Raw genomic sequence first — 25218 nt, 5'->3', positions numbered from 1 at the left:
TTTGCGAACAGGATTGTTTGATGATTGAAAAACCAAGGTTCACCCGAGCTGATGTAGAAATTATTCGCCGCGAAGAAATGTATAAGCGTTTTTTTCGCGTAGAAAAAGTATTCCTACGGCACAAGTTGTTTGAAGGCGGCTGGGGTAAGGAAATCGGCCGCGAATTATTTGTGCGCGGTGAAGCGGTTGCGGTTGTGCTTTATGATCCGGTCAATGATTTGATTGGCATGGTAGAGCAATTTCGTATTGGCGCGCTGGATGAACCTAACGGCCCTTGGTGTTTTGAGGTTGTTGCGGGCATGTTGGAAGAGGGGGAATCCCCTGAAGAAGTTGCGCGTCGCGAATTAATTGAAGAAGCAAATGTAGCGCCTTATGCAATGGAATATATTTGTAATTATTTATCCAGCCCTGGTGGTTGCGATGAAAAATTACACTTGTTTTGTGGTCTGTGCGATTTAAGTGAGGCAGGCGGAATTTACGGTTTACCGGAAGAAGGCGAAGATATTCGCGTTCACCTATTTGCCGCAAATGATGTTTTTGCAGAGCTGTATAACGGGGCATTCAATAACGCCGCGGCACTTATCTGTTTGCAATGGTTGCAAATCAATCGCGTACGGTTACAGTCCCAAGCCGCGAGCAATGAATAATTTTTTGCAGCCATTGACTTAGCATCGACTCTGGCTAACACTTCAACAGCAGGCGTTTTTCTTTATCAAAATGACCTGCTACTGCTTAACCGACTTCTCTGTTTTATTTCTTTTATTGGCAAAACTTAAGGCCTCTATGTTCACATTGCGCGCTGCCACAGCACAACCAGCCTACGTTACCTATAAAGAACGTTATAAGGTGGATTTGCCGTTACAGATGGCGGAGTGTGAAGCGAATTATGTGCGCTTGGTAAAGCTACTAGCTAATCAGCAACAGAACCCAGATAGCTCATCAAATGAGCAGCGATTTATGATTGCGCGCGGTCAGCAACATTGGTTGCATTTGCTGCGAGTTATTGAGCGCTCTCCTTACACCACAACCCTAGAATTAAGTCGTACAGCGATTGGCGAAAGCTCAGCTTGGTTAGCCTTGCCAAAACTGACCCTGCGCATGTATCACGATGCAAAACTTGCCGAGGTTCTGGCATGGGAAGGGCATAAGCGCTTGCGTCCGCGTTACGAGTATCCCAACCAAGCCATGTATCAAAGCGATGAAAAGTATCAACTCAATCGCTTTTTGGGTGAGTGGTTGGCTCTGTGTCTTGAACATGGCCACGGGGTTGATGCGGGTTTTTGTCTCGAATAGCTGTTCTTCTAGTTGCTTTCTCGTCTGAGTCTGTCGCTTTAGTTTTCTTTTGGTTTGACCGAAAAGAGCGGTCAAAAACTATCCTGTCAACTCTAAACTCCCTCACAAAAATCATACTTTTTGTACGAAAAGGTATTTTTTTCCTTCATTTCAGGGTGGCGCAAAGCAAAATTAGCGTATATCGTTGCGAGTGAAACTTATCCATTTTGACACTTAAGTCTACGCGTCAGTGAGAGTGGAATTCAGTCTGTGACTTACAGAACCCGACTATCGAGGGACGAGAGCCGCCAGTGCGCCTGATACAAATAACCGATTGCCATTTGGGCTCGCAGCAGAGCGAAACTCTTTTGGGGTTAAATACCGACCAGAGCCTTGAGGATGTGCTACAGCTTATCCAGCAGGCTGAATCTGGTTTTGATCACATTCTCTGCACTGGTGATGTCGCTAGCGACGCACATGTCGATTGTTATCGTCGCTTCGCTCAGATTATCCGCAATCATTTCAATCAACCCGTCAGTTGGCTCGCCGGTAACCATGATTCTGCCGATATTATGGAGTCGGTACAGGCTTCGCTTGATGTGCAAAACCGCCTGATTCCTTTTGGCGAGTGGCTTTTGGTATTGCTCGACTCCAGCGTTCCTGGTCAGGTGTATGGTCAGCTTGCCGCGAGTGAGTTGGACTTTCTTGAGTTTGTGCTGAAAAAGCATCCTGATAAATCGATATTTATTTCATTGCATCATCAGATCGTGCCGGTCGGCAGTGCCTGGATCGATCAGTACGTTGTGCGTAATGCCGATGCATTTTTCCAGCTGGTTGATGCTTATCCACAAGTAAAAATTATTTCCTGGGGGCACGTGCATCAGGAATTTCAAACACAGCGCAATGGCGTAACACTGCTGGCTACGCCATCAACCTGTGTGCAATTTAAACCGCAATGCGACGACTTTACGGTAGATACTCAAATGCCCGGTTATCGTTGGTTTGATTTGAACGATGATGGTTCTTTTGCGACAGGCGTCGCTCGCGTGACCAACAAACAGTACGTGATTGATTACAAATCAGCAGGTTATTGATCGCTCATGGCTGCACTGCTGTATGTTCATGGTTTTCTGAGTTCCCCTCTCTCATTTAAAGCACAACAAACCGCGCACTGGTTGGCGGTGAATCATCCAGAAGTGAAATTTTTCTGCCCGCAATTAACGCCTTATCCTGCCCAAACACAGCAGCAACTTGATGAATTAATTGCGTGCCTACTGCCGGAACCTGTGTATTTGATGGGTAGCTCGCTGGGTGGTTTTTGGGCAACCTGGTTGGCAGAAAAATACAATTTGCCTGCGGTGCTGATAAACCCTGCGGTGCGCCCACAAAATTTTATGCCTGCCTATTTAGAGGTTGACCTGAAAAGTTATCACACCGATGATAGCTACCGCTTAAATGCAGGGCATATCGACGAAATCATTGCCGCCGATGTGCCCGTTGCACATCCAGAGAATTATTGGCTGTTGGTACAAACGGGTGATGAAACCCTCGATTACCGACACGCTGTACAAAAATATCACGCGTGCAAACAAACAATAGAAGAGGGCGGCGATCACGCTTTTCAAGGCTTTGAACGTTACCTTCCCGATTGCATGACATTTTTTAATCACTCGGTAAATAGAACATAAGATGGCTAATTATTCCGCAGAAGATATTGAAGTACTCACGGGGTTAGATCCCGTTAAAAAGCGCCCCGGTATGTATACCGAAACCACGCGCCCCAACCATCTCGCGCAGGAAATTATCGACAACTCGGTTGACGAAGCGCTTGCAGGCCATGCAAAAACCATCAACGTTATTTTGCACAAAGATCAATCGATTACCGTAATTGATGATGGTCGCGGTATGCCGGTGGATATTCACCCTGAGCAGGGTAAACCCGGTGTAGAAGTTATTCTGTGTACGCTCCATGCAGGCGGCAAATTTTCCAATAAAAACTACCAATTTTCCGGTGGTTTGCACGGCGTGGGTGTGTCGGTTGTAAACGCGCTGTCAGAAAAATTAATTGTTACTGTCAAGCGCGATGGCAATGTTTATCAGATGGGTTTTTCCAACGGCGATAAAGCCAGTGAGTTGGAAATTATCGATACCTGCCCCAAGCGCCAAACTGGAACCAGCGTTCACTTTTTACCTAATCCAACTTATTTCGACAGCAATAAATTTTCTGTCACTCGCATGCGCCATGTACTTCGCGCAAAAGCAGTTTTGTGTCCGGGTTTGATGGTCACCTTTTTAGATGAGCAGACCGGCGAAAAAGATGAGTGGTATTACGAAGACGGTTTGAAAGATTATCTCGCCGGTGCAACGCAAGAGTGGCTCACGTTACCTGAGCAACCTTTTGTCGGTGATTTCAGTGGCCAAACCGAAGCGGCAACCTGGGCGGTGCAATGGCTGGTAGATGGCGGTGAGCTGATTCAGGAAAGCTACGTCAACTTGATCCCAACAGCGCAGGGTGGAACTCATGTAAATGGATTGCGCACAGGCTTGTTGGATGCGTTGCGCGACTACTGTGAATTCCGCAATTTAATTCCGCGCGGAATTAAACTCGCGCCGGAAGATTTGTGGAATGCCTGCTGTTATGTTCTCTCTTATAAACACGCTGACCCACAATTTTCTGGTCAAACCAAAGAGCGTTTAACCTCGCGTGAAGCGGCTGCGTTTGTATCAGGCATTGCAAAAGATGCATTTGCACTTTGGTTAAACCAGCACACTGAAGATGGCGATAAGCTTGCAGAGTTTTGTATTAGCAACGCGCAAAAACGTGTGCGTGCCAGTAAAAAAATTGAGCGTAAACGCGTTACCCAAGGGCCAGCTTTACCCGGTAAGTTGGCTGATTGTTCGAGCGGTGACCCTGCACGCAGTGAATTGTTTTTAGTGGAAGGTGATTCGGCGGGCGGCTCTGCAAAACAAGCGCGCGACCGCGAGTTTCAGGCGATCATGCCGCTGCGCGGAAAAATTCTGAATACATGGGAAGTGGATTCAGGTGAAATTTTAGGTAGCCAAGAGGTTCATGATATTTCTGTCGCGATTGGCATGGATCCCGGCAGTGAAGATTTAAGTGAGTTGCGCTACCACAAAATTTGTATCCTCGCGGATGCTGACTCGGATGGTTTGCATATCGCCACACTATTGTGCGCATTATTTGTAAAACATTTCCCTGTTTTAGTCCGTAATGGATTTGTGTATGTAGCTATGCCGCCCTTGTATCGCATCGATATCGGCAAAGAGGTCTATTACGCACTCGATGAAGGCGAGAAAAATGGTGTGCTAAACCGCATCGCGGCGGAAAACAAAAAAGGCAAACCGAATGTGCAACGCTTCAAAGGTTTGGGTGAAATGAATCCGTTACAGCTGCGTGAAACTACCATGGCACGCGACACTCGCCGCTTGGTACAACTCACGATGGATGAAGAGGATGGCACCATGCAGGTAATGGATATGATGCTCGCAAAAAAACGTGCAGCCGACCGCAAAAATTGGTTGGAAGAAAAAGGAAATCTGGCTGAAGTCTAATTTTTGTAAGTGGTCACATTAGTTTGAATAGATTTGCGCAGGATTGCCTTCTTGCGCGTTTCTGGAAAACATCTAATATCAATAGGGAATTAATCTTTAATAATTGATATTGATGGTGAATTAATGTTCGAGCTAAGCCAATTGCGTTGCTTTGTCGCAGTTGCAGAGGAATTACACTTCAGTCGCGCTGCCGAGCGCTTGAATATGACCCAGCCGCCACTGAGTCGGCAGATTCGCTTATTGGAGCATCAAATAGGCGCGCAGTTGTTGGAGCGAACCAGTCGCACTGTGCGCCTGACTGCAGCAGGCAAGGCATTTTTCCCTGATGCTGCGCGGATTTTGCGCATGGCAGAGGAGGCGGCTGCAACTGCACGGCGCAATGCCAAAGGTGAGAAGGGCTCGCTGTCGATCGGATTTACCGCCTCATTTGGCTATAAATTACTGCCTGAAATTGTTCGCCGCCTGCGCGAGCGGGCGCCGGAAGTATCACTCACGCTCAAAGAGTTGGTGACGGGAGCGCAGCTTGAAGCGCTGCACTCCAATGTGTTGGATATAGGCTTGGTTCGTCCCCATAACCACGATGGTGAGTTGGAGACCAGAGTCTTAGGCAGCGAGGAGTTGTATCTCGCCATTCCCAAGCATGACGCAGAGTTATGGCCGGAGGAGCCGACACTCGCCAGCTTGCATGAAAAACCTTTTCTGATGTATTCCCCTTATGAAGCGCGTTACTTTCACAATCTACTCTCCGCGTGTTTTCAGCAAGAAGAAGTGTTACCACAGATAGTGGAGTATGTGGCGCAGATCCACACCATGCTGGCCTTGGTGCAATCGGGAATTGGTGTTGCGCTTATCCCCAAGTCGGCAACCAGTCTGCATTTTGAAGGTTTGTTGCTGCGGAAGTTGCACACCACACCGGTTCGGCCAGTGGAAATGGTCTACAGCTATCGCAAAGATAACCACAATCCTGCGCTTGAAACCCTGCTGAATGAGGTGTTGCCGGAGTTTAAAAATGAAAGTGACAGTTAAATCTCATATGTTTGTTCTATACACAAATTAGATGGATTTAGATATCAATTGGTTTGATCTGTAAATGATTAGCTTGCAGAATCAAGTCAACAGAGATGCGCGTTGATTGGAATATATCAACCCCACGTATGAGGTTGATCGGCTGTTCGCGTGAGTCTGTTGATTGTATGGATTCACTGACATATGTAATCCAGCTAGTTTTTGATCCAAGTGTTGTTGTTTTAAATTGTTTTTATCTCATAGCAATTTCCTGCGTTTCTGAAAAGAAACGCAGGCCTTTTTTGCACCAGATCCACATCTTTATGGATCATCATTAGTAATACTCAACTTAATAAAAATAAAAATTTTAAGTAAAAAATTTTCGGCACAAATTATTAAAAAATAATCAATACTAAATTTCAGTAAAAGTTAATGGTGCATCCCGTTAAGGAAAAATAAAAACGGTTAAATGTTTTACTTGTTGCCGCGACTTCTACTTTTCTGCCAATAAATGCTTTACGTAATAATAAATAATGAGGAGAGTCACATGAAAAAATTCACTGTTAATCCGTTGGTATTAGCCATTGCTGCCAGTGTTTTTCCTGCCACCAGCTACGCGCAAGAAACGCCGGTTGCTCAAACAACTGAAAGTGATGGTTCCGTAGAGGAGGTCATTGTTACAGGTAGCTTTCGCGCCAGTTTGGCAAATGCACTGAACACCAAGCGAAATTCTGCAAACAATGTTGATGCGATTGTTGCAGAAGATATGGGCAAGATGCCGGACCTCAATCTTGCTGAGTCTTTGCAGCGTATTTCCGGCGTCGCTATTACGCGTGAAGGTGGAGAGGGGCGCAATATTACTGTGCGTGGTCTCGGGCCTGGTTTTTCGGCAACAACCTTGAATGGAATGGAGGTTCCTTCCAGTACCGGTGGTCTTGATTCATCAGGCGGTGTAAACCGCGGGCGCAATTTTGACTTCAACGTATTTGCATCTGAATTGTTCAATAAAATTGTATTGAATAAATCCACCAAAGGGTCGCTTGAAGAAGGTGGCCTTGCATCAACCGTAGAGCTTTATTCTGCGAAGCCATTTGATAATCCGGGCTTTCATGCGATCGCCAGTGGCAACATGGCGGTTGAGAATCTTACCGATGAAAATGATCCTCGCGTTTTTGCGATGATCAGCAATACCTTTGCTGATGATAAATTTGGTGTATTGGTGAGCTTTGCGCAATCAGAGCGCAATATCCGTCAAGAAGGTTTTGGTACTGTACGCTGGACATCAGCATACGATAATGCTAATCGCAGTTTTGTAGGGAATGATTCAACCGTTAATATTAGCGGCACACCTGATCCGTTCGGAAACTATCCTGATCTTGATCCAAATAATCCAAAACTCGGTAACGAAAAACTGGATTTTGTAATGTTCCCTCGCTTACCGCGTATGGACTCTTTTAATACTGATCAGGAACGTACTGGTATTACTGGGTCATTTCAATTTCGTCCAACAGATCGTATGGAATTCACTTTGGACTATTTAAAGTCTGATCTGGAAACCGACGTATCTTCGTATAATTATTTTGCGCAGTTCCGCAACACGTTTAACTCAATTACACCAACTAGTATTGTACTGGATGATGCGGGTCGTGTTGCCGTTGCAGGTGAGTTTACCGGCGTCACTCCGCGCGTCGAAAGCCGTGGCCAATTCAGTACTACTTCATTTGAACAAGTGGTGTTATCGAGCAAGTTTGAATTGACCGACACTTTGCAGTTAGATGTCATGTTCGGTAACGCTGCAGTTGAATACGATGAAGAACAATACCGCTTTAACATGGATGCATTGGCTCCAAGTTATGCAAACGCGGCTGCACCGACTCGCCAAGCGATCAATGGAATGGATCCAACTTATTTCTCATATGATTTCCGTAAAGACGGCGACATTGCCGAAATGAATTATGGTTTTGATATCACCAATCCGCTCAATTATTTTTTTAGTACACCGACCATTCGTAAAGATATTGTCGAGCGTGAAAACGATACTTTCCGTGCGGATTTAACCTGGGATCTTGATGAAACCACGATTAAAACCGGTGTTATCTGGAATGAACGCAATATTACTTCGGAGCGCCACGATCCAACCGCCGGGACCTTAACTGATCCCGTTGCCCGAGTTGCAACTGGTTCAGGAACTTCCACAATACTGCCGATTACTGCTGCTTCTACAAATCTGACTACGACCTTATCTGCTGTAACAAAAGGTTATGGCAGCGCAATAAATCCACCGGCGGGCTTCCCTACCGATTTTGTTATCGCTGATTTTGAAGCGACCAAAGCGGCTTACAACGCCGGATCATTTACCTTAAATAAAAATGATCCAACAACCTTTGATGTAACGGAAAACACTGCCGGTCTTTATGGTGAATATAGCCGCAATGTAGAAATTGCAGGCATGCCGTTAATGATCAACGCAGGTTTGCGTTATGTTGAAACCGAGGTTGAGTCAGTTGGTGTTGCAGGTGATGTCACCTCTAAACGTTCCAGTGATTATGCAGAGTGGTTGCCTTCCTTTAATGCGACATTGGAAGTGGTTGATGATTTTCTGATTCGCTTCAGTGCAAACAAAAACTTTTCGCGCCCTAACTTATCCAGCATGACGGCGACCGTTAACGCTACACCAATTAACGGCAACGTCACTGTTGGTAACCCTGGTCTTGACCCTACTATTGCCAATTCATTTGATTTGGGCTTTGAGTGGTATTTTGCAGAAGAATCCGTGTTGGCTCTTACTTTGTTCTACAAAGATATCGACAGCTTCATTCTCAATGATACCTATTCAGGTTTGCTACCTGCCGATTTGAAGGCAATTATTGCAACTGCTTATCCGCAAACCGATCCAAATTCGCCAGCTTATGATCCTAATGCCGGATTGAATATTAATGACGAGTGGAATATCAGCACGCCCGTAAACGGTGAGGGCGCAACGGTAGAAGGTTATGAAATTTCCTATCAGCAACCTTTTAGCTTTTTACCTGCAGCCTTTGAAGGTTTTGGTCTACTTGCTAACTACACCTATGTGGATTCTGAAATCACTTACCCTGGTGATATTAAAGGTCCATTGCTTGGCTTGTCAGAAAACAGCTACAACTATGGTGTGTATTTCGAAAGAGAAACCTTTGGTGCTCGTGTAGTGGTTAATAGTCGCGATGATTATGTCACCGCAATTCCGGGTAGTGACAGAAACTTCTCTGAAAATACCACAGGTCCAACTCGCGTTGATATGTCAGCGTTTTACAACATCAATGACAATATCAGAGTAAGCCTTGAAGTCATTAACTTGACTGAAGAAGACGAGCGCCTTTATACAACGGGCACAATGGATGCGGGCGGTGATTTGGATCTAGTGCGTGAAATCAATAATACCGGGCGCGAAGTTAGCCTTGGTATTAGAGCCACCTTCTAAAGGCTTGATGAGAGTTATTGCTCAGGCCATCGACGCAAGTCGATGGCTTTTTTTAACACCTGGAAGCAAGTTCATCATGAAAAAAATATTGTTATCGTTTGGTTTTTTATCCGCATTACTTTTTATTCCCACCTTGCAAGCACAACAAACTGAAAAAACTTCACTCGAATGGACTACAGCAATGGCTGATTCCATTATGCAGCAGCATCCACAAGCTTGGACTATGCGCGAGTTCAAACAGCTAACCGGGCCTGAATGGGGCTACCCTTATTCATTAGTACTCTACGGTTTTCAAAAACTCTATTTAAAAACCGGCGATGAAAAATACCTTGCCTATGGCAAAACCTTTGTTGACCAATTGATTGACAAGAATGGGAAAATACACGGTTACAATCCTGCCGATTTTAATATCGATGCGATTAACCCCGGAAAATTATTATTTTTATTGCATCAAAAATATAAAGACGAGCGTTATTTGATTGCAATGAAATCCCTGCGCGAGCAATTGCAGTGGCAACCGCGCACTACTGCGGGTGGCTTCTGGCATAAAAATATTTACCCTTGGCAGATGTGGTTGGATGGCCTGTATATGGGCGCGCCTTATTACGCGCAGTTTGCTCAGCAGCACAAAGAAGCAAAAGCCTCATTTGATGATATCGCGCAACAGTTTCTGTTAATTGAAAGCAAAACTCTCGATAAAAAAACCGGTTTGCTTTATCACGCTTGGGATGAAAGTCATTTGCAGCGCTGGGCAAATAAGGAAACAGGTTTGTCGCCACACTTCTGGTCACGTTCAATGGGTTGGTATGCGATGGCATTAGTGGATACGCTCGATTACTTCCCGCAAAACCACCCCAAACGTAAAGAATTAATTAGATTGTTAAATCAACTGGCTGAGGCCCTGTTGAAAGTGCAGGATGAAAGTAAGCTGTGGTATCAAGTTACCGATCACGGCAACCGCTACGGCAATTATCTGGAGTCATCGGGTAGCGCCATGTTTGCCTACGCCTTTGCCAAAGGCTACAACAACCAGTATTTGCCGGAAAAATATAAAACTATCGCCAAAGATATTTTCAATAGTTTGGTAGCAAGACACACGGAAACTGATGAGCTGGGTCGTCTACATTTACTTAACACCTGCGGCAGTGCGGGATTGGGCAACGAACCCTATCGCACCGGCACCTTTGAGTACTATGTGAGTGAAGCTATCCGCACTGACGATCCGCACGGTGTAGGGCCATTTATCCTCGCAGGTGTAGAGATTTCAGCGTTCAAATAAATACGTAAAAACTACAAAAATCACTAGAGAACTAGTGATGAGAGAATATAAGGTGAGAGATAATTAGATGAAAAATAAACTGATAAATTATGTCAAAAAGTCCATTCTGCTCGTTTTTTTAATGCAGCTATCAGTTCTGTCTTTTGCACAGGTGAACAGCAAGTTCTATAAACAATCCGATTGGAAACAAATGGATGTGATTCTCAAAAAAGTAGAATCCCCTAAAATTCCCGATAAAAGCTTTGTGATCACCGACTTTGGTGCAAAAGCAAATTCTACTGATGATTCTCGCCCTGCAATTATGAGCGCAATTAATGCGGCCGTAAAAGCGGGTGGTGGTAGGGTGGTGATACCGGCCGGGAAATGGATCTCCAATGGTCCGATTCATTTGCAGAGTTTTATTGACTTGCATGTCTCTGAAGGTGCGACCTTATTATTTGGGGCAGCAGCAAAAGATTATCTTCCGGCAGTTTTTACCCGCTGGGAAGGTACGGAAATTTATGGCTATTCACCGCTGATTTATGCCAATAAAGTAACCGATGTTGCGATAACTGGTACCGGCACGATTGATGGCAATGCACAAAGTGAATTCCATGCGTGGCACAAACAACAGGCGGGCGATATCGCTAGTCTGCGCAAAATGGGTTTTGATGGTGTACCGCTGGAAAAAAGACAATTTGGCGAAGGGCATTTTTTGCGTCCGCCGCTCATTCAAATCGTGAATGCCGAGCGTGTGTTGCTACAAGGCTATACTGCGACAAACTCGCCATTTTGGGTAAACCATCTGGTCTATGTCGATCACGCTCAAATGCGCAATGTCAATGTCGATAGCATGTTGCCCAATAATGATGGCATCGATGTGGATTCCGGCCGCTGGGTGGTGATTGAAGATAACCATTTCAGAACCGGCGATGATTCCATAGTCATTAAATCTGGCCGAGATTTGGATGGCCGAAAAATTGGCCGCCCCAGTGAAAATGTTGTAGTTAGAAATAATATTCTCGATGGCGAAGATGGTATTGGTCTGGGCAGTGAAATGTCTGGCGGCATCAAGAATGTCTTTTTTACTGATAATACCTACATCAAAGGCACCTCAGTGTTTCGCTTAAAAGCCAATCTGGATCGTGGCGGTAGCGTAGAGCATGTGCGTATTCGCAATACTAAAATTGGCGAAGCCAAATATCTTTTCTGGTTTGATCTAAGTTATGTCGCGGGTTATCTCGGCGGCAATTTCCCCTCCAAATATCACGATATAGTATTTGAAAATATCGTCGCAGAAAAAATAGATACTTTCTTTATCAGTCATGCACCAGAAGAGCAGCCGTTGGAAAATGTGTTGTTTAAAAATATCCAAGTGAAGTCAGCTAAACAATTTATGGAGTTTACCAGTCTTAAAAACGTGATTTTTACCGATGTAACAATCAATGACCAGAAAGTGGCAGTGCAATTCGATTAATAGTGAATTGCGTGTACAGTAAAAATCCTCCAATAAACCCGGCCATGTGGCCGGGTATTTTATTCATGCTCAAATTGGATTAATCCATTTATCCATTGGTTTGATTTGATAAGAATAAGCTCGCACAATCAAAACAACAGATTGACTACTATCAATAACAGACCAGACCCTTATCAATAGTAGCTACACAATAACAAACAATAAGTGTGGGAGTAGAATCCTATGGCCAATGCATCTGTAACCAGTGCCATCGCCAACACCCGGGTTGCATCGCGCGCGCGCTGGGGCATTCTTGCGATGCTTTTTCTCGCCACCACGATCAACTATGCCGACCGCGCGACTATTTCAATTGCAGGGCCAGATATCGCCAAAGATCTAGGGCTTTCGCCAGTAGAGATGGGTTATATCTTTTCAGCCTTTGCCTGGAGTTACGTACTGGCGCAAATTCCCGGCGGCTGGCTATTGGATAAGTTTGGCTCCAAGGTGACCTATGGCTGCAGCATTTTTTTGTGGTCGGTATTCACTTTATTGCAAGGGTTTGTGGGCTTTGTCACTGGTGGTGCCGCATTTATTTTATTGATTGCTCTGCGTTTGTTGGTTGGCGCTGCGGAAGCGCCAGCTTTTCCCGGAAATAGCCGTATTACCTCTGCCTGGTTTCCTACACATGAGCGCGGATTGGCCGCCTCAATTTTTAATTCTGCGCAATATTTTTCTACTGTTGCCTTTGCCCCGTTAATGGGCTGGCTGGTACATGATTACGGCTGGCAAAGCATTTTCTTTTTGATGGGCGCGCTTGGAGTTGTGTTGGCAATTATTTGGTCGAAGACAATTTATTCACCCAAAGAACATCCGCATGCAAATAAAAGTGAATTGGAATATATCGAGCAAGGCGGCGCCCTGGTTGATCTCGATCGCAATCAGGGCAAAGGGGCAGCCTGCTGCGTAAATACTTTTGCGTGCATTAAAGAGATGCTTTCATCGCGTATGTTGTTGGGTGTGTATATCGGTCAGTACTGCATTAACTCGCTCACGTATTTTTTTCTGACCTGGTTTCCAATTTATTTAGTGCAAGAACGGGGCATGAGTATCTTGCAAGCCGGATTTGTTGCATCGCTACCGGCAATCGCTGGTTTTCTTGGTGGCATTTCCGGTGGTTGGCTCTCGGATCAATTAACCAAAAAAGGTTACTCATTAACTTTTTCACGCAAGCTGCCGATTGTGATTGGCATGTTGATGTCCACCACTATGATCGCGTGCAATTATGTTGAAACCGATATGCTAGTGGTGGCGATTATGTCGCTTGCCTATTTTGGTAAAGGTGTCGGTGCACTTGGGTGGGCAGTGGTTGCAGACACTTCGCCGAAAGAGGCAGGTGGTTTGTCTGGTGGATTATTTAATACTTTTGGCAATACAGCGGGAATCGTAACCCCTATAGTGATTGGCTACATTGTGCAATCAACCGGTTCTTTCTCAGGCGCGCTTGCCTATGTGGGCGCTCACGCTGCTGTAGCAATTATTAGTTATCTCTGTGTAGTGGGCGAAATAAAACGAATCACCTTAACCAAGTCGATTCGCACTCCGCTCGCGCAATAAATTATTGAGGTTTTAGCATGTCGCAACCGGTTATTAAAATGCATGCTGCCGATAATGTGGCAGTTGTGGTCACTGATGGCGGTTTGCCAGCGGGAACTGAAATTTCAACCGGCATTAAGCTCATTGAAAATATTCCACAGGCTCACAAGGTGGCGTTGCAAAACCTTCGCAAAGGCGAAGCCGTTATTCGCTACAACGTTGCTATAGGCTATGCAAAAGATGATATAGCTGCAGGCAGTTGGGTGAGTGAAAACAGTTTGATCATGCCCGATGCGTTGGGTTTGGAAAATTTACCTATAGCAACCCAACCTGGCTCACTGGGTGAGCCGCTCACTAATTTTACGTTTCAAGGTTATCGCAACGCCGATGGCAGTGTCGGCACACGCAATATCTTAGCGATCAGTCAAACTGTGCAGTGTGTTGCCGGCGTGGTTGATTTCGCCGTGAAGCGAATTCGCGAAGAATTATTGCCCAAGTATCCTAATGTGGATGGTGTTATTGGTTTGGCGCACACTTACGGCTGTGGTGTGGCAATCGATGCACCTACTGCGCCGATTCCAATTCGCACCGTGAGAAATATTGCACTCAATCCCAACTTTGGCGGCGAGATTATGGTCATCAGTTTGGGCTGTGAAAAATTGCAGCCTACACGTTTGATGCCGCCCGGTTCTATTCCCGCAACCGTGGTCGATGGCCCGCAAGTGTTATGTTTGCAAGATGAAGAAAATGTCGGTTTTATGAGTATGATCGATTCGATTATGCGCCAAGCCGAAGTGCATTTAACGCGCTTGAATAAACGCACGCGCGAGACTTGCCCTGCATCCGAATTAGTGGTGGGTATGCAATGCGGCGGCAGCGATGCGTTTTCTGGAATTACCGCAAACCCGGCATTGGGTTTTGCTGCGGATCTATTAGTGCGCGCAGGTGCAACGGTGATGTTCTCTGAAAACACCGAAGTGCGCGATGGCGTTGATCAATTAACCTCGCGTGCAGCTACACCGGAAGTCGCCGACGCCATTATTAAAGAGATGGAGTGGTACGACAATTATCTCGCCGCCGGTATGGTTGATCGCAGTGCGAATACAACGCCGGGTAATAAAAAAGGCGGGCTGTCCAATATTGTCGAAAAGGCAATGGGCTCGATTGTGAAATCCGGTTCATCGCCGATTGTGGGTGTGTTATCGCCGGGTGAGCGTTTGCGCGATAAAAAAATTCCACATGGCCTTGTGTATAACTCCACGCCCGCCAGCGATTTTATTTGCGGCACACTGCAATTAGCCGCGGGAATGAACTTGCATATTTTCACTACTGGCCGCGGCACACCCTATGGTTTGGCAGAATGTCCAGTCATTAAAGTCGCAACCCGTTCTGACCTTGCGCGCCGCTGGCATGATCTGATGGATGTGAACGCTGGCCGTATTGCCGATGGCGAAAAAACCATTGAAGAAATGGGCTGGGAAGTTTTTCAATTAATGCTGGATGTGGCGAGCGGTAAAAAAACCTGGGCTGAACACTGGAAGTTGCACAATGCACTGGTGTTATTTAATCCAGCACCAGTAACTTGATTAACTGATTCGTATATTTTTTCCTCTAATGCGGCGATAAATGGTGATTTATCGCCGCATTGCTTTAGGGCTTATTTTTTCTTTTTATCAATACAAAATCAGTATTAACTTAGTCATTAATTAAGCTTTACGTGTATAGGTTGCGGTGCAAAAATTTCAGCAACACATCCATTACAGGAGCGATGATCCGTGTCTCGTTATACTCCCAAAGAATTCGCAAAAATAGTCGGCAGTGGTTTACTTTCTTTTCCTGTCACTCACTTTAAAGCCAGTGATCATTCATTCAATGAAGGCGCGTATCGCGATAACCTGAATTGGTTATTCAGCCATGAGGCTGCTGCTATGTTTGCGGCTGGCGGCACCGGTGAATTTTTCTCGCTCACACAAAAAGAAGTTGATCGTGTAGTGCGCGCAGCGGTAGAAGAAACCGGAAGCAAAATGCCGGTAATTGCTCCTGCCGGCGGTGGTACTGCGATATCGATTGAATATTGCCAGGCTGCAGAAGCGGCAGGTGCAGATGGTATTTTGTTGTTGCCACCTTATTTAACAGAAGCTGCCAAAGACGGCGTGGCTGCGCACGTAGAAGCCATTTGTAAATCGACTAAGTTGGGTGTGATTGTGTACAACCGCGCAAATCAGCGCCTCGATGAAGTCGAGCTGGAAAAGCTGGCTGAGCGCTGCCCTAATCTGGTCGGCTATAAAGATGGCTTGGGTGATATCGAATTAATGACCCGCATTTATGCACGCTTGGGTGATCGCTTTACCTATATTGGCGGCTTGCCTACCGCAGAAACCTTTGCTCTTCCGTATTTGGAGATGGGTGTAACAACATATTCTTCTGCGATCTTTAATTTTGTGCCTGAATTTGCGGTGAGTTTTTATAAAGCCGTGCGTGCGCGCAATTACACAAAAGTGTATGAAGATTTAAATAAATTTGTTCTGCCCTATATTGCGATTCGCAATCGTAAACAGGGTTATGCTGTGTCTATCGTCAAAGCGGGTATGAAATTGGTTGGCCGCGATGCTGGTCCAGTGCGCACACCACTGACGGATCTCACCGAAGCTGAAATGGCTGATTTGGCTGCATTGATTGCACGAATTAAATAAATTTTTAAAGGTTTAAGTTACTAAGATAAGATTCAAGTTACTAAGGTTTAAGACATTATGTTAACTGGAAATTTGCTGATTGGTGCCAGTCAGGTTGCAGGAAAAAAAGGCACTTTGTATGCGACTAATCCTGCTACAGGTGAGCAGATCGAACCTGCGTATCATCTTGGTGATAAAGAAGATGTCGCGCGTGCCTGCGAATTAGCTGAGCAGGCGTTTAATGCCTATCGCGCAACATCACCCGCGGAGCGCGCGAGTTTTCTTGAAACTATCGCGCGCAATATCGAAGCCATCGGCGATGAATTAATTGAGCGGGCGATGGCCGAAACTGGATTGCCACGCGCACGTCTTGAAGGCGAGCGTGGGCGCACCTGTGGGCAATTGCGTTTGTTTGCCGCGACCTTAAAATCCGGCGAGCAACATTGTCCGCGCATAGATCCGCGTATTGTTGATCGCAAACCATTGCCGCGCGCTGATTTACGCCAGCGCAAAATTCCACTCGGCCCTGTTGCTGTTTTTGGTGCGAGTAATTTCCCACTTGCCTTTTCGGTTGCTGGTGGCGATACCGCCTCTGCGTTGGCGGCAGGTTGTCCGGTAATTGTGAAAGGCCACTCTGCACATCCGGGTACATCGGAATTAGTGGGTCAAGCGATTCAACTGGCAGTCGGTCAATGCAGATTACCGGAAGGTGTTTTTTCGCTGCTGTTTGGCGCAGGTAGTGAAGTCGGAACGGCTCTGGTTGAACATCCGTCTATTCAAGCAGTAGGTTTCACCGGATCGCGCGCTGGCGGTATCGCACTGATGCGCATTGCACAGGCGCGGCCACAGCCGATTCCATTTTATGGCGAATTAAGTGCATTAAATCCCGTGGTGCTTTTGCCGGGAATTATTGCCGAAAAAGGCGCAGAACTTGGCCGACAATTTGTTGCGTCCCTAACCATGGGCGCGGGGCAATTTTGTACTAATCCTGGTTTGTTGTTGGCTCTGGATTCTCCAGCGCTGGGTGCATTTATCGATGCCGCTAAATCGGCGCTGCAAGAATCTGCTGCGCAAACTATGTTGAGCCCGGGCATCCACAATGCCTATCAACATAGCACTGGCTGTATTGCCAAAAATAATCGCGTTGAATTGTTGGCTCGAGGATTAACTTCTGCTGCGCCCAATACTTGTCAGGCTGCGCTCTATGCAACCACTGCCGATGCATTTTTGGCGGATGTAAATCTGCAGGAAGAAATGTTTGGTGCAGCGTCTTTGTTAGTTCGTTGCTGCGATGAAAATGACATTCTGCGTGTACTGCAAAAGATGGAAGGTCAGCTCACGGCGACCATTCATTTTGCCAATTCCGATATGAATTTTGCTCGTACACTTTTACCTGTACTGGAGCGAAAAGCCGGTCGTATTCTGGCGAATGGCTGGCCAACCGGTGTAGAAGTTTGCCATGCGATGGTTCACGGCGGCCCATGGCCAGCAACAACCGATTCGCGCAGTACCTCTGTCGGCACAGCTGCAATAGAGCGCTTCTTGCGACCAGTCTGCTATCAGGATATCCCCGATGAATTATTGCCACCAGAGTTGCAAGCGAATAATCCTTTTGGGCTGAAGCGTCTTGTTGATGGTTTAATTTTTTAATCGTAAAGCAGGCATCAGTTTTGATGCCTGCTTTATCGTCATGCTTAAACTTTTTCCGCTAGAAAAGTTCGGCTTAGTTGCTGAATCCTTGCATTGTCAAACGATCCAATGGACTGCTAACACCTGCAAAATGCTGCCCGAGCACATGAGTATAAATCTGGGTAGTTTTTACATCGTTATGGCCAAGCAGCTCTTGCACGTTGCGAATATCACAGCCAGCTTGCAGTAGATGCGTCGCAAACGAATGACGAAAGCTATGGCAAGTCACTCGTTTTTTGTCGATACCCGATTCGGCAACTGCTCGCTGCAATATTTTGCGAGCAACCGAATCGTGCAAGTGATGGCGACAAACTTCACCAGTGACCGGATGAGTTGAAAGCCCGGCAGACGGAAATATAAACATCCATGCCGGTGAGCGAAATGCATTGGAAAGCTTTTTACCAAGCATGAAGGGAAATGAAGGGCCGATACCACGCTTATTGTCTTCGCGCTGTACTATGAGTGATTGCTCAATAGCGGTGTGCAGGGCAGGGACGAGTGTTTTACCCAGCAATGTCTGTCGATCCTTATTGCCTTTCGCATCGCGCACGCAAATTGAGCTATTCGCAAAATCTATATCCTGCACGCGTAAACGTAAACATTCAGAAATACGCAAACCACTGGCGTAGAGCAATTCAAAAATTAACCGATTGCGCCCCGTCAGCTGTGAGAGTATGCGGATAATTTCGTCGGGGGTGAGCACAACCGGTAAGTGGCGCTGTTTGGTTTCGAGTGTAAAGCCCAACTCGCCCAATTCCTGCTGCAATACTTTTGCATACAAAAACACCACCGCATTAAGTGCAACCTTTTGTGTATTGGCAGCCACGTTGCGGGTAACTGCGAGCCATGTCAGGAAGGCTTTAACCTCTTTAGCTCCCATTTCAGCCGGATGCTGCTTTTGATGAAATAAAATGAATTGTCGAATCCAAAACAGATAGCTTTTTTCGGTCCGAATACTATAACCACGCAAGCGAATTTCGCCGCGCACCATTTCCAAAAACGGACTCTGCTTAGCGGTCATCCTCAATACTCCTTTTGTGATGGATTGGTTTTATATACAGTATATCAGCTGTTAGCGAATGACAATGCATGAATATCGCCTTTACACTGCGCAATAATCTCTTCCCATTTTCCCAAAAGGCTCCTATATTCAATACCTTAAACCCAGCTCTATACGATAAATTCAACAGCGCTGGTTGGATTAATGCGCACGCGTGCTTCTCCTTTCCACACAACCGACGAAAAACTCTCATAGCCCTAGCTTTTTCAATGGCTTAAATAAAAGTTTTAAACGGTTCTGAAGGAGAGATATTGAGCGTGCTTGGTATACAAATGTTAGGCACTTCTATGGCACCAGGAACTCATTTACTTTTTAGCTGGTTAGTTGGAGTGAATATATTTAAAGCGCGCCGCGAGCGTGCTTTAATTGCAATCGCAGGAGTGGCTCCAGACTTAGACGGCCTTGGCCTCATTGCTGATAAAGTATCAGGCACCACAAGTTATTTTTTTCAGTACCATCACTATTTAGGTCATTCAGTTTTTTCGGCAATAATAATTGCCTCCATTGCAGCTGTATTCGCAAGAGCCCAAAAACTAACAGTATGGTGTGCAGCGTTTTTCGTAGTTCACCTACATTTACTATGCGACATTGCATGCTCTAAAGGGCCAGATGGGTACCAATGGCCAATATATTATCTGTATCCGTTAAATCCTTCTTACAGCATTACATGGGCACATCAGTGGGAGTTAAATGCTTGGCAAAATATCCTAATAATGGTGCTGCTCCTATTTGGTTCTTTCTATTATGCTTCAACTAAGAGAATTACATTTTTAGAGGTGTTTAGCTACCGGTTAAACGAAGAGGCATTTAAGATGTACTATAAATACTTCTGTAAAAAAAAGGCCTAACAAAGCAATCAAACGGATGGATTTTAAGTTGCACTTTTGCCATTCCGCTTCGCTTCATTTTATGGCAAAAGTGCAACTTAAAAACCACCGCTTATTGCGGCGTTAGACTAAAAACATGATTTACCACCAGTAATATTCAAATGTGTAACAACCATAGGAGAGGAAGTTATGAAATCGATCATCAAAAATTTAGTGTTTTCTATTGCAGCACTGACGGGAGCTTCATTTAATGTGTCCGCTGAGTCGCCACCTGTAGAACCTACATACCATGTTACATATGGTATATCTGATTGGCGAGAGTTAGTTCCAGAGAGAGCTGCTGAGTATAAAAATTTTCGAGTAATTGTATTAAGTAATACAAGTTATTCCGACGATGAAAAAGCTGCGAAGATTGCTAGAAAATATACAGAGATTCGAGATTTTGTGAAAAATGCTCGAACAGAAGCTTACTCGAATGTATCGGAGGTGCGAGGAGTTGGTAACAGTGCCACAAAAGGCAGTAGCGGCGGGAGCCCAAAAAAAGTTGATGCAAAATGTACGGGCGCATCTAAGAGCAATATGTATACAAAACCGGAATGGGCAAAAGGAGCTTATAAAAGTGGTGATGAGCCAGCCAATGAACAAATACTTAATAATGGAAGTCGAGTAAATTCAACGGATATTGTTAAGAATAATGGTACAGAAGTTTGTGCAATCGCCCTGAAGCAATCTGGCAAGGGAAGAAAAGTTTCATATAGCGAGGCAACTTTTCGAATTCATCCTGATTACATAAAGGTCATGGTGGATGCCGAGGTATTGGCAATGATGTATGACATTTCACATACTCCAATTTAACCTTTTCCGCTAGTAAAGCCGTAGTCTAACAAGGCGTTGCAACTCGCGCCTTCGGCGCTGGACAGTTTGCAAGTTGCGCCTTTGTGGTTTTGCTTCGCAAAAGTAATCCACAAATTCACAACTTACAAACTGCCGTTGAACTTAGCGTTAAGTGGGTCCGGTTACATGGAAATAACTAAAGAGCTGGCTAGAAAGATTCATCGTTTTCATTTGGCCAATCCCAATGATCTAGCTGGAATTGAAGAGTTTACAGAATGGCTAGAAGCCATTCTTCATGAACCTTGCTCCGTTTGGGAAAACGAAGATGGCAGCCTTCAGCTTCTTGAAATACGTCAGCTTGTCGAACGCCTAAATGGGTTAAAAATTGAAATCTATTCTGACGAACATGCTCCGCCGCATTTTCATGTGAAATCACCAAATATAAATGCTAGTTTTAGTATTGAGTCATGTGAGCTAATTGCGGGTGAAATTAGCTCGCAAGAATATAAAAAGGTAAAGTATTGGCATAACCATTCTAAAAATGTGCTTATACAAAAATGGAATTCAACCCGCCCTGAAAATTGTGTTGTTGGCCCATACAAAGGCACTTAACAAAGCGGTTAAACATCGTTCCGCTTCGCTCCACTGGACAGAATTTAAGTCGTGGCTTTGTGGTTTTGCTGCGCAAAAGTATTCCACAAAACCACAACTTAAATTCTGCCGTTTACCGCGGCGTTAGCATGGAGCACCACCATGAAATATTTATTATCATGTATTCTTTTGTCTATATTTTCGTTGGTTTCCTACGCGGAAACAGTCGACTGCGCTAAATATAGAAAAGAAAACTATGAGACTATAAGAAAGGTAAATGAGTTTACTGACTCTGCTGTGGGGTTCGCTGGCACAAAGCCTGAGCATTTTGTAGTTTACGAATGTGTATTGGAAGCGAGCAATTCTATTCATATTCTTAAAGAATTGGTTAATTCAAGAAATTTGCCAGCCCAACTTTATGGGCTTATGGGGCTATATGTTACTTCTGACAAAGAGTACGCAAAATATAAACGTAAATTTGAGTCTAGCTCATCTATTGTTAACACTACGTACGGTTGTCTAGGAAGCGAGGATAAAGTGAGTGAAGTGGTTAAATATATTGAATCATTACCTCGCAAGCAAAAATAAATGCTAACAAGTCGTTGCAGCATAACTCCGGCACTCCGTGCCTACGTTGGACAGTTTTTAAGTCGCGGTTTTATGGTTTTGCTGCGCAAAAGTATTCCATAAAACCACAACTTAAAAACTGCCGCTGAACTCGGCGTTATGAAGTGCGAGCAATTTAATCGCTTTGAAATTAAATAATGGAATCAGGATGAGTCAAGGCAACAAAAATAGAAAGTTTCCATCAGAGGTAGTAATTCCCTTATTACTTATTGTGGGTTGGTTTCTTTATAGCGGTAAAACTATTGGTCGCAGTGGTGGCGCATCAAGAATTGATGATCCATATATGTATTGGGGTATTGTTGCGCTATTTGTTGGCATTATTCTGTACAAAATAGTCGAATATTTTGACCTTTAAATTTAAAAGCATTCATAACAAAGCGTAGCAACCCGCGCACTTCGTGCGCTGGACAGTTTGTAAGTCGCAGTTTTGTGGTTTTGCTGCGCAAAAGTAATCCACAAAACTACAACTTACAAACTGCCGTTGTACGCGGCGTTATGCAAATATAGAGCTTTACAAGCAGTGTTCGAAAGCTAGTAAAAATAGTCGCCAGTGCTTGTTTGGTTCTTGGTTGTCGGTGCCGCTTGTTGGTTTTGTGAAAACGTGTTTTTAAATTGGTTTGCAGCAGACCTGAAACCTAATCTTTACTGGCAAGTCTCGCTCTGTGAAAGTAGGGGATAGGATTTAGCCGGAAAGAACGTGCTGTTTTTGTTTGGTGCAAAAATAATAGAACGGTTTGCAATGCAGCATCGAATTCATGTTGCATTGCATAACAAGGCGCAGCAACACGCCGCTGCGCGGCTGGACAGTTTGTAAGTCGCGCTTATGTGGTTTTGCTTCGCAAAAGTATTCCACAACGCGCAACTTACAAACTGCCGTTGTGCTTAACGTTATGCAAATTGAGGGCATTACAAGCAGTGTTCCAATGTTGGTAAAAATATTCGCCGTTGCTTGTTTTGCTCTTTGTTGTCGGTGCCGCTTGTTGGTTTTGTGAAAACGTGTTTTAAAATTGGTTTGCAGCAGAACTGAAACTTAATCTTTATTGGCAAGTCTCGCTCTGTGAAAGTAAAGTTTTAGGAAGTGCCTGCGGAGAGTTTTTGCTGTTTATACAGTGCACAGAAATAATAATGGTTTGTTGTGCAGCATCGAATTAGTGTTGTATTGCATAACAAGGCGTATCAACACGCGCACTTCGTGCGCTGGACAGTTTGTAAGTCGCGGCTTTGTGGTTTTGCTGCGCAAAAGATTATCCACAAAGCCACAACTTACAAACTGCCGTTGTACGCGGTGTTATAGGTGCTCGTTTGTTTTAATCGAGCAAGTAGAAAGGTTTTCGCAAGCAGTTACTTTTTAGCTTCGCAGTAAATTCAGGTTCGTAGCGTTGTTCCTTGTGCTAATAAGAAAATAGGCAGGCTTAAAAGGGCAGGGTTTGCTGAAGTAATGGTTTACTCGGTTGGTGAAATTGGAATTCTAGTCTTGTAGCTTTTTTTCCGTTGCCACTAAGCCAAATCTCGGTGAAAATCGGCTTCAATAATTTTGTTTAGGTTTTCGGGTTCTGAAAATAATGAGCGTTTTGGTTTTTTGAATCGCTCTATAACAAAGCGTAGCAACACGCCGCTGCGCGGCTGGACAGTTTGTAAGTCGCAGTTTTGTGGTTTTGCTGCGCAAAAGCATTCCACAAAACCACAACTTACAAACTGCCGTTGTACGCGGCGTTATGCAAATTTAGGGCATTACAAGCGGTGTTTTAAAACGGGTAAAATTTTCTCCTGTGCTTGTTTAGTTCTTGGTTGTCGGTGCTGCTTGTTGGTTTTGTGAAAACGCGTTTTTAAATTGGTTTTTCCGCAGACCTGAAACGTAATCTTTACTGGCAAGTCTCGCTCTGTGAAAGGTAGGTTTTAGGAAGTGCGTGAGGAAAGTTTGTGCTATTTATACATCGCACAAAAATTAGAATGGTTTATTGTGCAGCACCGAATTAATGTTGTATTGCATAACAAAGCGTAGCAGCTCGCACACTTCGTGTGCTGGACAGTTTGTAAGTCGCGGCTTTGTGGTTTTGCTGCGCAAAAGATTATCCACAAAGCCACAACTTACAAACTGCCGCTGTACGCGGCGTTATGCAAATTGAAAGCTTTCAAGCAGTGTTTCAATGTTGGTGAAAATTAGCGCCGTGGCTTGCTTAGTTATTGGTTGTCGGTGCCGCTTTTTGGTTTTGTGAAAACGTGTTTTAAAATTGGTTTGCAGCAGAACTGAAACTTAATCTTTACTGGCAAGTCTCGCTCTGTGAAAGTAAAGTTTTAGGAAGTGCCTGCGGAGAGTTTTTGCTGTTTATACAGTGCACAGAAATAATAATGGTTTGTTGTGCGGCATCGAATTAATGTTGTATTGCATAACAAGGCGTATCAACACGCGCACTTCGTGCGCTGGACAGCTTGTAATTCGCAGTTTTGTGGTTTTGCTGCGCAAAAGTAACCCACAAAACTACAACTTACAAACTGCCGTTGTACGCGGCGTTATAGGGTGCCATGAAAAAATATATGAATAAGATTCAAGATCGTCAAGAGAGCATCTTTATGTTGTTTATTGAATCTCTTGATTGGCTTTGCTGGCTAGCAGCTTCTACCGTAAATCGATTTTTTGATCCATATTCGAAATTTGAGCACCATGTTTTAAATAAAATAAGGAATGCCATTTCGCCTAAATATTTGGGCACATATGAAGCTCAATTCTCTTGCTTCAATATAGTAAGGCGTTTTGACCAGCATGATATTGAAATATACTTCTTACAATGGACGCCTTTTTCCAAAAGGTTTGAATTTCAAGGGGAGTTATACTTCAATCACGAAAGAGAAAGAGAAAAACTCGTTCACTTTCAAATCGAAGTAGATCGCGAAGTACTCAATTGTACGCTGGTGGCAAAGAATGGGGTCATAAATCACATTACTATAAGCAATCCGAGAGCGTCTTATAAAACCTTTAAAAATAGAACTGACATACCTATTACAATTAAATCAGGGTATATTTTAGAGTAATCAAAAGGCCTATAACAAATCGCTCAAGCATCGCACACTTTGTGTGCTGGACAGTTTTTAAGTCGCAGTTTTGTGGTTTTGCTGCGCAAAAGTATTCCACAAAACTGCAACTTAAAAACTGCCGCTTAGCTCGGCGTTAGTTGTCCGAGTTACCCACCAATTGTAGACACCCTGTATAGTTGAAAATCCTATATGGAGGTGCTCACTATGGCACGTAAAAAAACACAGGCTTATACCGAAGAGTTTCGTCGCGAAGCCGTTAAACGCGCAG

At 44.6% G+C, this 25218-nt stretch carries 20 protein-coding genes; 19 read left to right on the top strand and 1 reads right to left on the bottom strand.

Annotated elements, in window-relative coordinates; translation table 11 throughout:
* Positions 1-20 precede the first annotated feature (20 nt).
* The 13 genes from SPL68_RS17295 to SPL68_RS17235 all read left to right on the top strand — a co-directional run bounded on the left by SPL68_RS17295 (position 21) and on the right by SPL68_RS17235 (position 17939).
* Positions 21-647, top strand: a complete 627-nt coding sequence (locus SPL68_RS17295; protein ID WP_323816423.1) for an NUDIX domain-containing protein — start codon at positions 21-23, stop codon at positions 645-647.
* 136 nt (positions 648-783) lie between these two features.
* Positions 784-1293: a DUF1249 domain-containing protein gene (locus SPL68_RS17290; RefSeq protein ID WP_323816422.1), complete on the top strand. Its 510-nt coding sequence runs from the start codon at positions 784-786 to the stop codon at positions 1291-1293.
* Between the two features lie 290 nt (positions 1294-1583).
* Positions 1584-2366 carry a 3',5'-cyclic-AMP phosphodiesterase gene (cpdA, locus tag SPL68_RS17285; protein WP_323816421.1) on the top strand — a complete coding sequence of 261 codons (783 nt, stop codon included), beginning with the start codon at positions 1584-1586 and terminating at the stop codon, positions 2364-2366.
* A 6-nt stretch (positions 2367-2372) separates the two neighbouring features.
* A complete protein-coding gene (locus tag SPL68_RS17280; protein ID WP_323816420.1) occupies positions 2373-2960 on the top strand; it encodes a YqiA/YcfP family alpha/beta fold hydrolase in 588 nt (195 codons plus the stop codon).
* Position 2961: 1 nt separating this feature from the next.
* On the top strand, positions 2962-4845 hold the full coding sequence (gene parE, locus SPL68_RS17275; protein ID WP_323816419.1) for a DNA topoisomerase IV subunit B: 1884 nt from the start codon (positions 2962-2964) through the stop codon (positions 4843-4845).
* A 123-nt stretch (positions 4846-4968) separates the two neighbouring features.
* A complete protein-coding gene (locus SPL68_RS17270) occupies positions 4969-5871 on the top strand; it encodes a LysR family transcriptional regulator (RefSeq protein WP_323816418.1) in 903 nt (300 codons plus the stop codon).
* Between the two features lie 526 nt (positions 5872-6397).
* Entirely contained in the window at positions 6398-9310 is a 2913-nt protein-coding gene (locus SPL68_RS17265) for a TonB-dependent receptor (RefSeq protein ID WP_323816417.1), read from the top strand.
* A gap of 76 nt (positions 9311-9386) precedes the next feature.
* Entirely contained in the window at positions 9387-10589 is a 1203-nt protein-coding gene (locus SPL68_RS17260; RefSeq protein WP_323816416.1) for a glycoside hydrolase family 88/105 protein, read from the top strand.
* A 121-nt stretch (positions 10590-10710) separates the two neighbouring features.
* Complete coding sequence (locus SPL68_RS17255; RefSeq protein WP_323816415.1) at positions 10711-12045, top strand: glycoside hydrolase family 28 protein; 1335 nt, start codon at positions 10711-10713, stop codon at positions 12043-12045.
* A gap of 222 nt (positions 12046-12267) precedes the next feature.
* Complete coding sequence (locus SPL68_RS17250; RefSeq protein ID WP_323816414.1) at positions 12268-13638, top strand: MFS transporter; 1371 nt, start codon at positions 12268-12270, stop codon at positions 13636-13638.
* Positions 13639-13655: 17 nt separating this feature from the next.
* A complete protein-coding gene (garD, locus tag SPL68_RS17245; RefSeq protein ID WP_323816413.1) occupies positions 13656-15203 on the top strand; it encodes a galactarate dehydratase in 1548 nt (515 codons plus the stop codon).
* Between the two features lie 189 nt (positions 15204-15392).
* Positions 15393-16310: a 5-dehydro-4-deoxyglucarate dehydratase gene (kdgD, locus tag SPL68_RS17240; RefSeq protein WP_323816412.1), complete on the top strand. Its 918-nt coding sequence runs from the start codon at positions 15393-15395 to the stop codon at positions 16308-16310.
* A gap of 57 nt (positions 16311-16367) precedes the next feature.
* The gene (locus SPL68_RS17235; RefSeq protein WP_323816411.1) at positions 16368-17939 is read left to right on the top strand and encodes an aldehyde dehydrogenase (NADP(+)); all 1572 of its coding nucleotides are present in this window, start codon (positions 16368-16370) and stop codon (positions 17937-17939) included.
* A gap of 73 nt (positions 17940-18012) precedes the next feature.
* Here the strand turns inward: SPL68_RS17235 and SPL68_RS17230 are convergent, their stop codons facing one another.
* Positions 18013-18999: an integron integrase gene (locus SPL68_RS17230; RefSeq protein ID WP_323816410.1), complete on the bottom strand. Its 987-nt coding sequence runs from the start codon at positions 18997-18999 to the stop codon at positions 18013-18015.
* A 296-nt stretch (positions 19000-19295) separates the two neighbouring features.
* Between SPL68_RS17230 and SPL68_RS17225 the strand changes: the two genes are divergently transcribed.
* From SPL68_RS17225 to SPL68_RS17200, 6 genes are all read left to right on the top strand, one after another.
* On the top strand, positions 19296-19886 hold the full coding sequence (locus SPL68_RS17225; RefSeq protein ID WP_323816491.1) for a metal-dependent hydrolase: 591 nt from the start codon (positions 19296-19298) through the stop codon (positions 19884-19886).
* 168 nt (positions 19887-20054) lie between these two features.
* A complete protein-coding gene (locus SPL68_RS17220) occupies positions 20055-20720 on the top strand; it encodes a hypothetical protein (RefSeq protein WP_323816409.1) in 666 nt (221 codons plus the stop codon).
* Positions 20721-20885: 165 nt separating this feature from the next.
* Complete coding sequence (locus SPL68_RS17215) at positions 20886-21311, top strand: DUF4160 domain-containing protein (RefSeq protein WP_323816408.1); 426 nt, start codon at positions 20886-20888, stop codon at positions 21309-21311.
* A gap of 141 nt (positions 21312-21452) precedes the next feature.
* Positions 21453-21878 carry a hypothetical protein gene (locus tag SPL68_RS17210; protein WP_323816407.1) on the top strand — a complete coding sequence of 142 codons (426 nt, stop codon included), beginning with the start codon at positions 21453-21455 and terminating at the stop codon, positions 21876-21878.
* A gap of 187 nt (positions 21879-22065) precedes the next feature.
* Positions 22066-22272: a hypothetical protein gene (locus SPL68_RS17205; protein WP_323816406.1), complete on the top strand. Its 207-nt coding sequence runs from the start codon at positions 22066-22068 to the stop codon at positions 22270-22272.
* Positions 22273-24452: 2180 nt separating this feature from the next.
* Positions 24453-24947 carry a hypothetical protein gene (locus SPL68_RS17200; protein ID WP_323816405.1) on the top strand — a complete coding sequence of 165 codons (495 nt, stop codon included), beginning with the start codon at positions 24453-24455 and terminating at the stop codon, positions 24945-24947.
* Positions 24948-25218 lie beyond the last annotated feature (271 nt).

The sequence above is a fragment of the Cellvibrio chitinivorans genome (assembly GCF_035117775.1).
Taxonomy (GTDB): Bacteria; Pseudomonadota; Gammaproteobacteria; order Pseudomonadales; family Cellvibrionaceae; genus Cellvibrio; species Cellvibrio chitinivorans.
Note: the sequence above shows the minus strand (reverse complement) of the source record. Positions and strands in the feature narration are given on the sequence as shown.

Bases quoted from the DNA above. Each gene is read 5' to 3' on its own strand.
- SPL68_RS17295 (WP_323816423.1), top strand. From the start codon at position 21: ATGATTGAAAAACCAAGGTTCACCCGAGCTGATGTAGAAATTATTCGC.
- SPL68_RS17205 (WP_323816406.1), top strand. From the start codon at position 22,066: ATGAGTCAAGGCAACAAAAATAGAAAGTTTCCATCAGAGGTAGTAATT.
- garD (WP_323816413.1), top strand. From the start codon at position 13,656: ATGTCGCAACCGGTTATTAAAATGCATGCTGCCGATAATGTGGCAGTT.
- SPL68_RS17235 (WP_323816411.1), top strand. From the start codon at position 16,368: ATGTTAACTGGAAATTTGCTGATTGGTGCCAGTCAGGTTGCAGGAAAA.
- SPL68_RS17210 (WP_323816407.1), top strand. From the start codon at position 21,453: ATGAAATATTTATTATCATGTATTCTTTTGTCTATATTTTCGTTGGTT.
- SPL68_RS17230 (WP_323816410.1), bottom strand. From the start codon at position 18,999: ATGACCGCTAAGCAGAGTCCGTTTTTGGAAATGGTGCGCGGCGAAATT.
- SPL68_RS17200 (WP_323816405.1), top strand. From the start codon at position 24,453: ATGAATAAGATTCAAGATCGTCAAGAGAGCATCTTTATGTTGTTTATT.
- SPL68_RS17260 (WP_323816416.1), top strand. From the start codon at position 9,387: ATGAAAAAAATATTGTTATCGTTTGGTTTTTTATCCGCATTACTTTTT.
- SPL68_RS17290 (WP_323816422.1), top strand. From the start codon at position 784: ATGTTCACATTGCGCGCTGCCACAGCACAACCAGCCTACGTTACCTAT.
- parE (WP_323816419.1), top strand. From the start codon at position 2,962: ATGGCTAATTATTCCGCAGAAGATATTGAAGTACTCACGGGGTTAGAT.
- SPL68_RS17215 (WP_323816408.1), top strand. From the start codon at position 20,886: ATGGAAATAACTAAAGAGCTGGCTAGAAAGATTCATCGTTTTCATTTG.
- SPL68_RS17280 (WP_323816420.1), top strand. From the start codon at position 2,373: ATGGCTGCACTGCTGTATGTTCATGGTTTTCTGAGTTCCCCTCTCTCA.
- SPL68_RS17220 (WP_323816409.1), top strand. From the start codon at position 20,055: ATGAAATCGATCATCAAAAATTTAGTGTTTTCTATTGCAGCACTGACG.
- SPL68_RS17270 (WP_323816418.1), top strand. From the start codon at position 4,969: ATGTTCGAGCTAAGCCAATTGCGTTGCTTTGTCGCAGTTGCAGAGGAA.
- SPL68_RS17250 (WP_323816414.1), top strand. From the start codon at position 12,268: ATGGCCAATGCATCTGTAACCAGTGCCATCGCCAACACCCGGGTTGCA.
- SPL68_RS17255 (WP_323816415.1), top strand. From the start codon at position 10,711: ATGCAGCTATCAGTTCTGTCTTTTGCACAGGTGAACAGCAAGTTCTAT.
- SPL68_RS17265 (WP_323816417.1), top strand. From the start codon at position 6,398: ATGAAAAAATTCACTGTTAATCCGTTGGTATTAGCCATTGCTGCCAGT.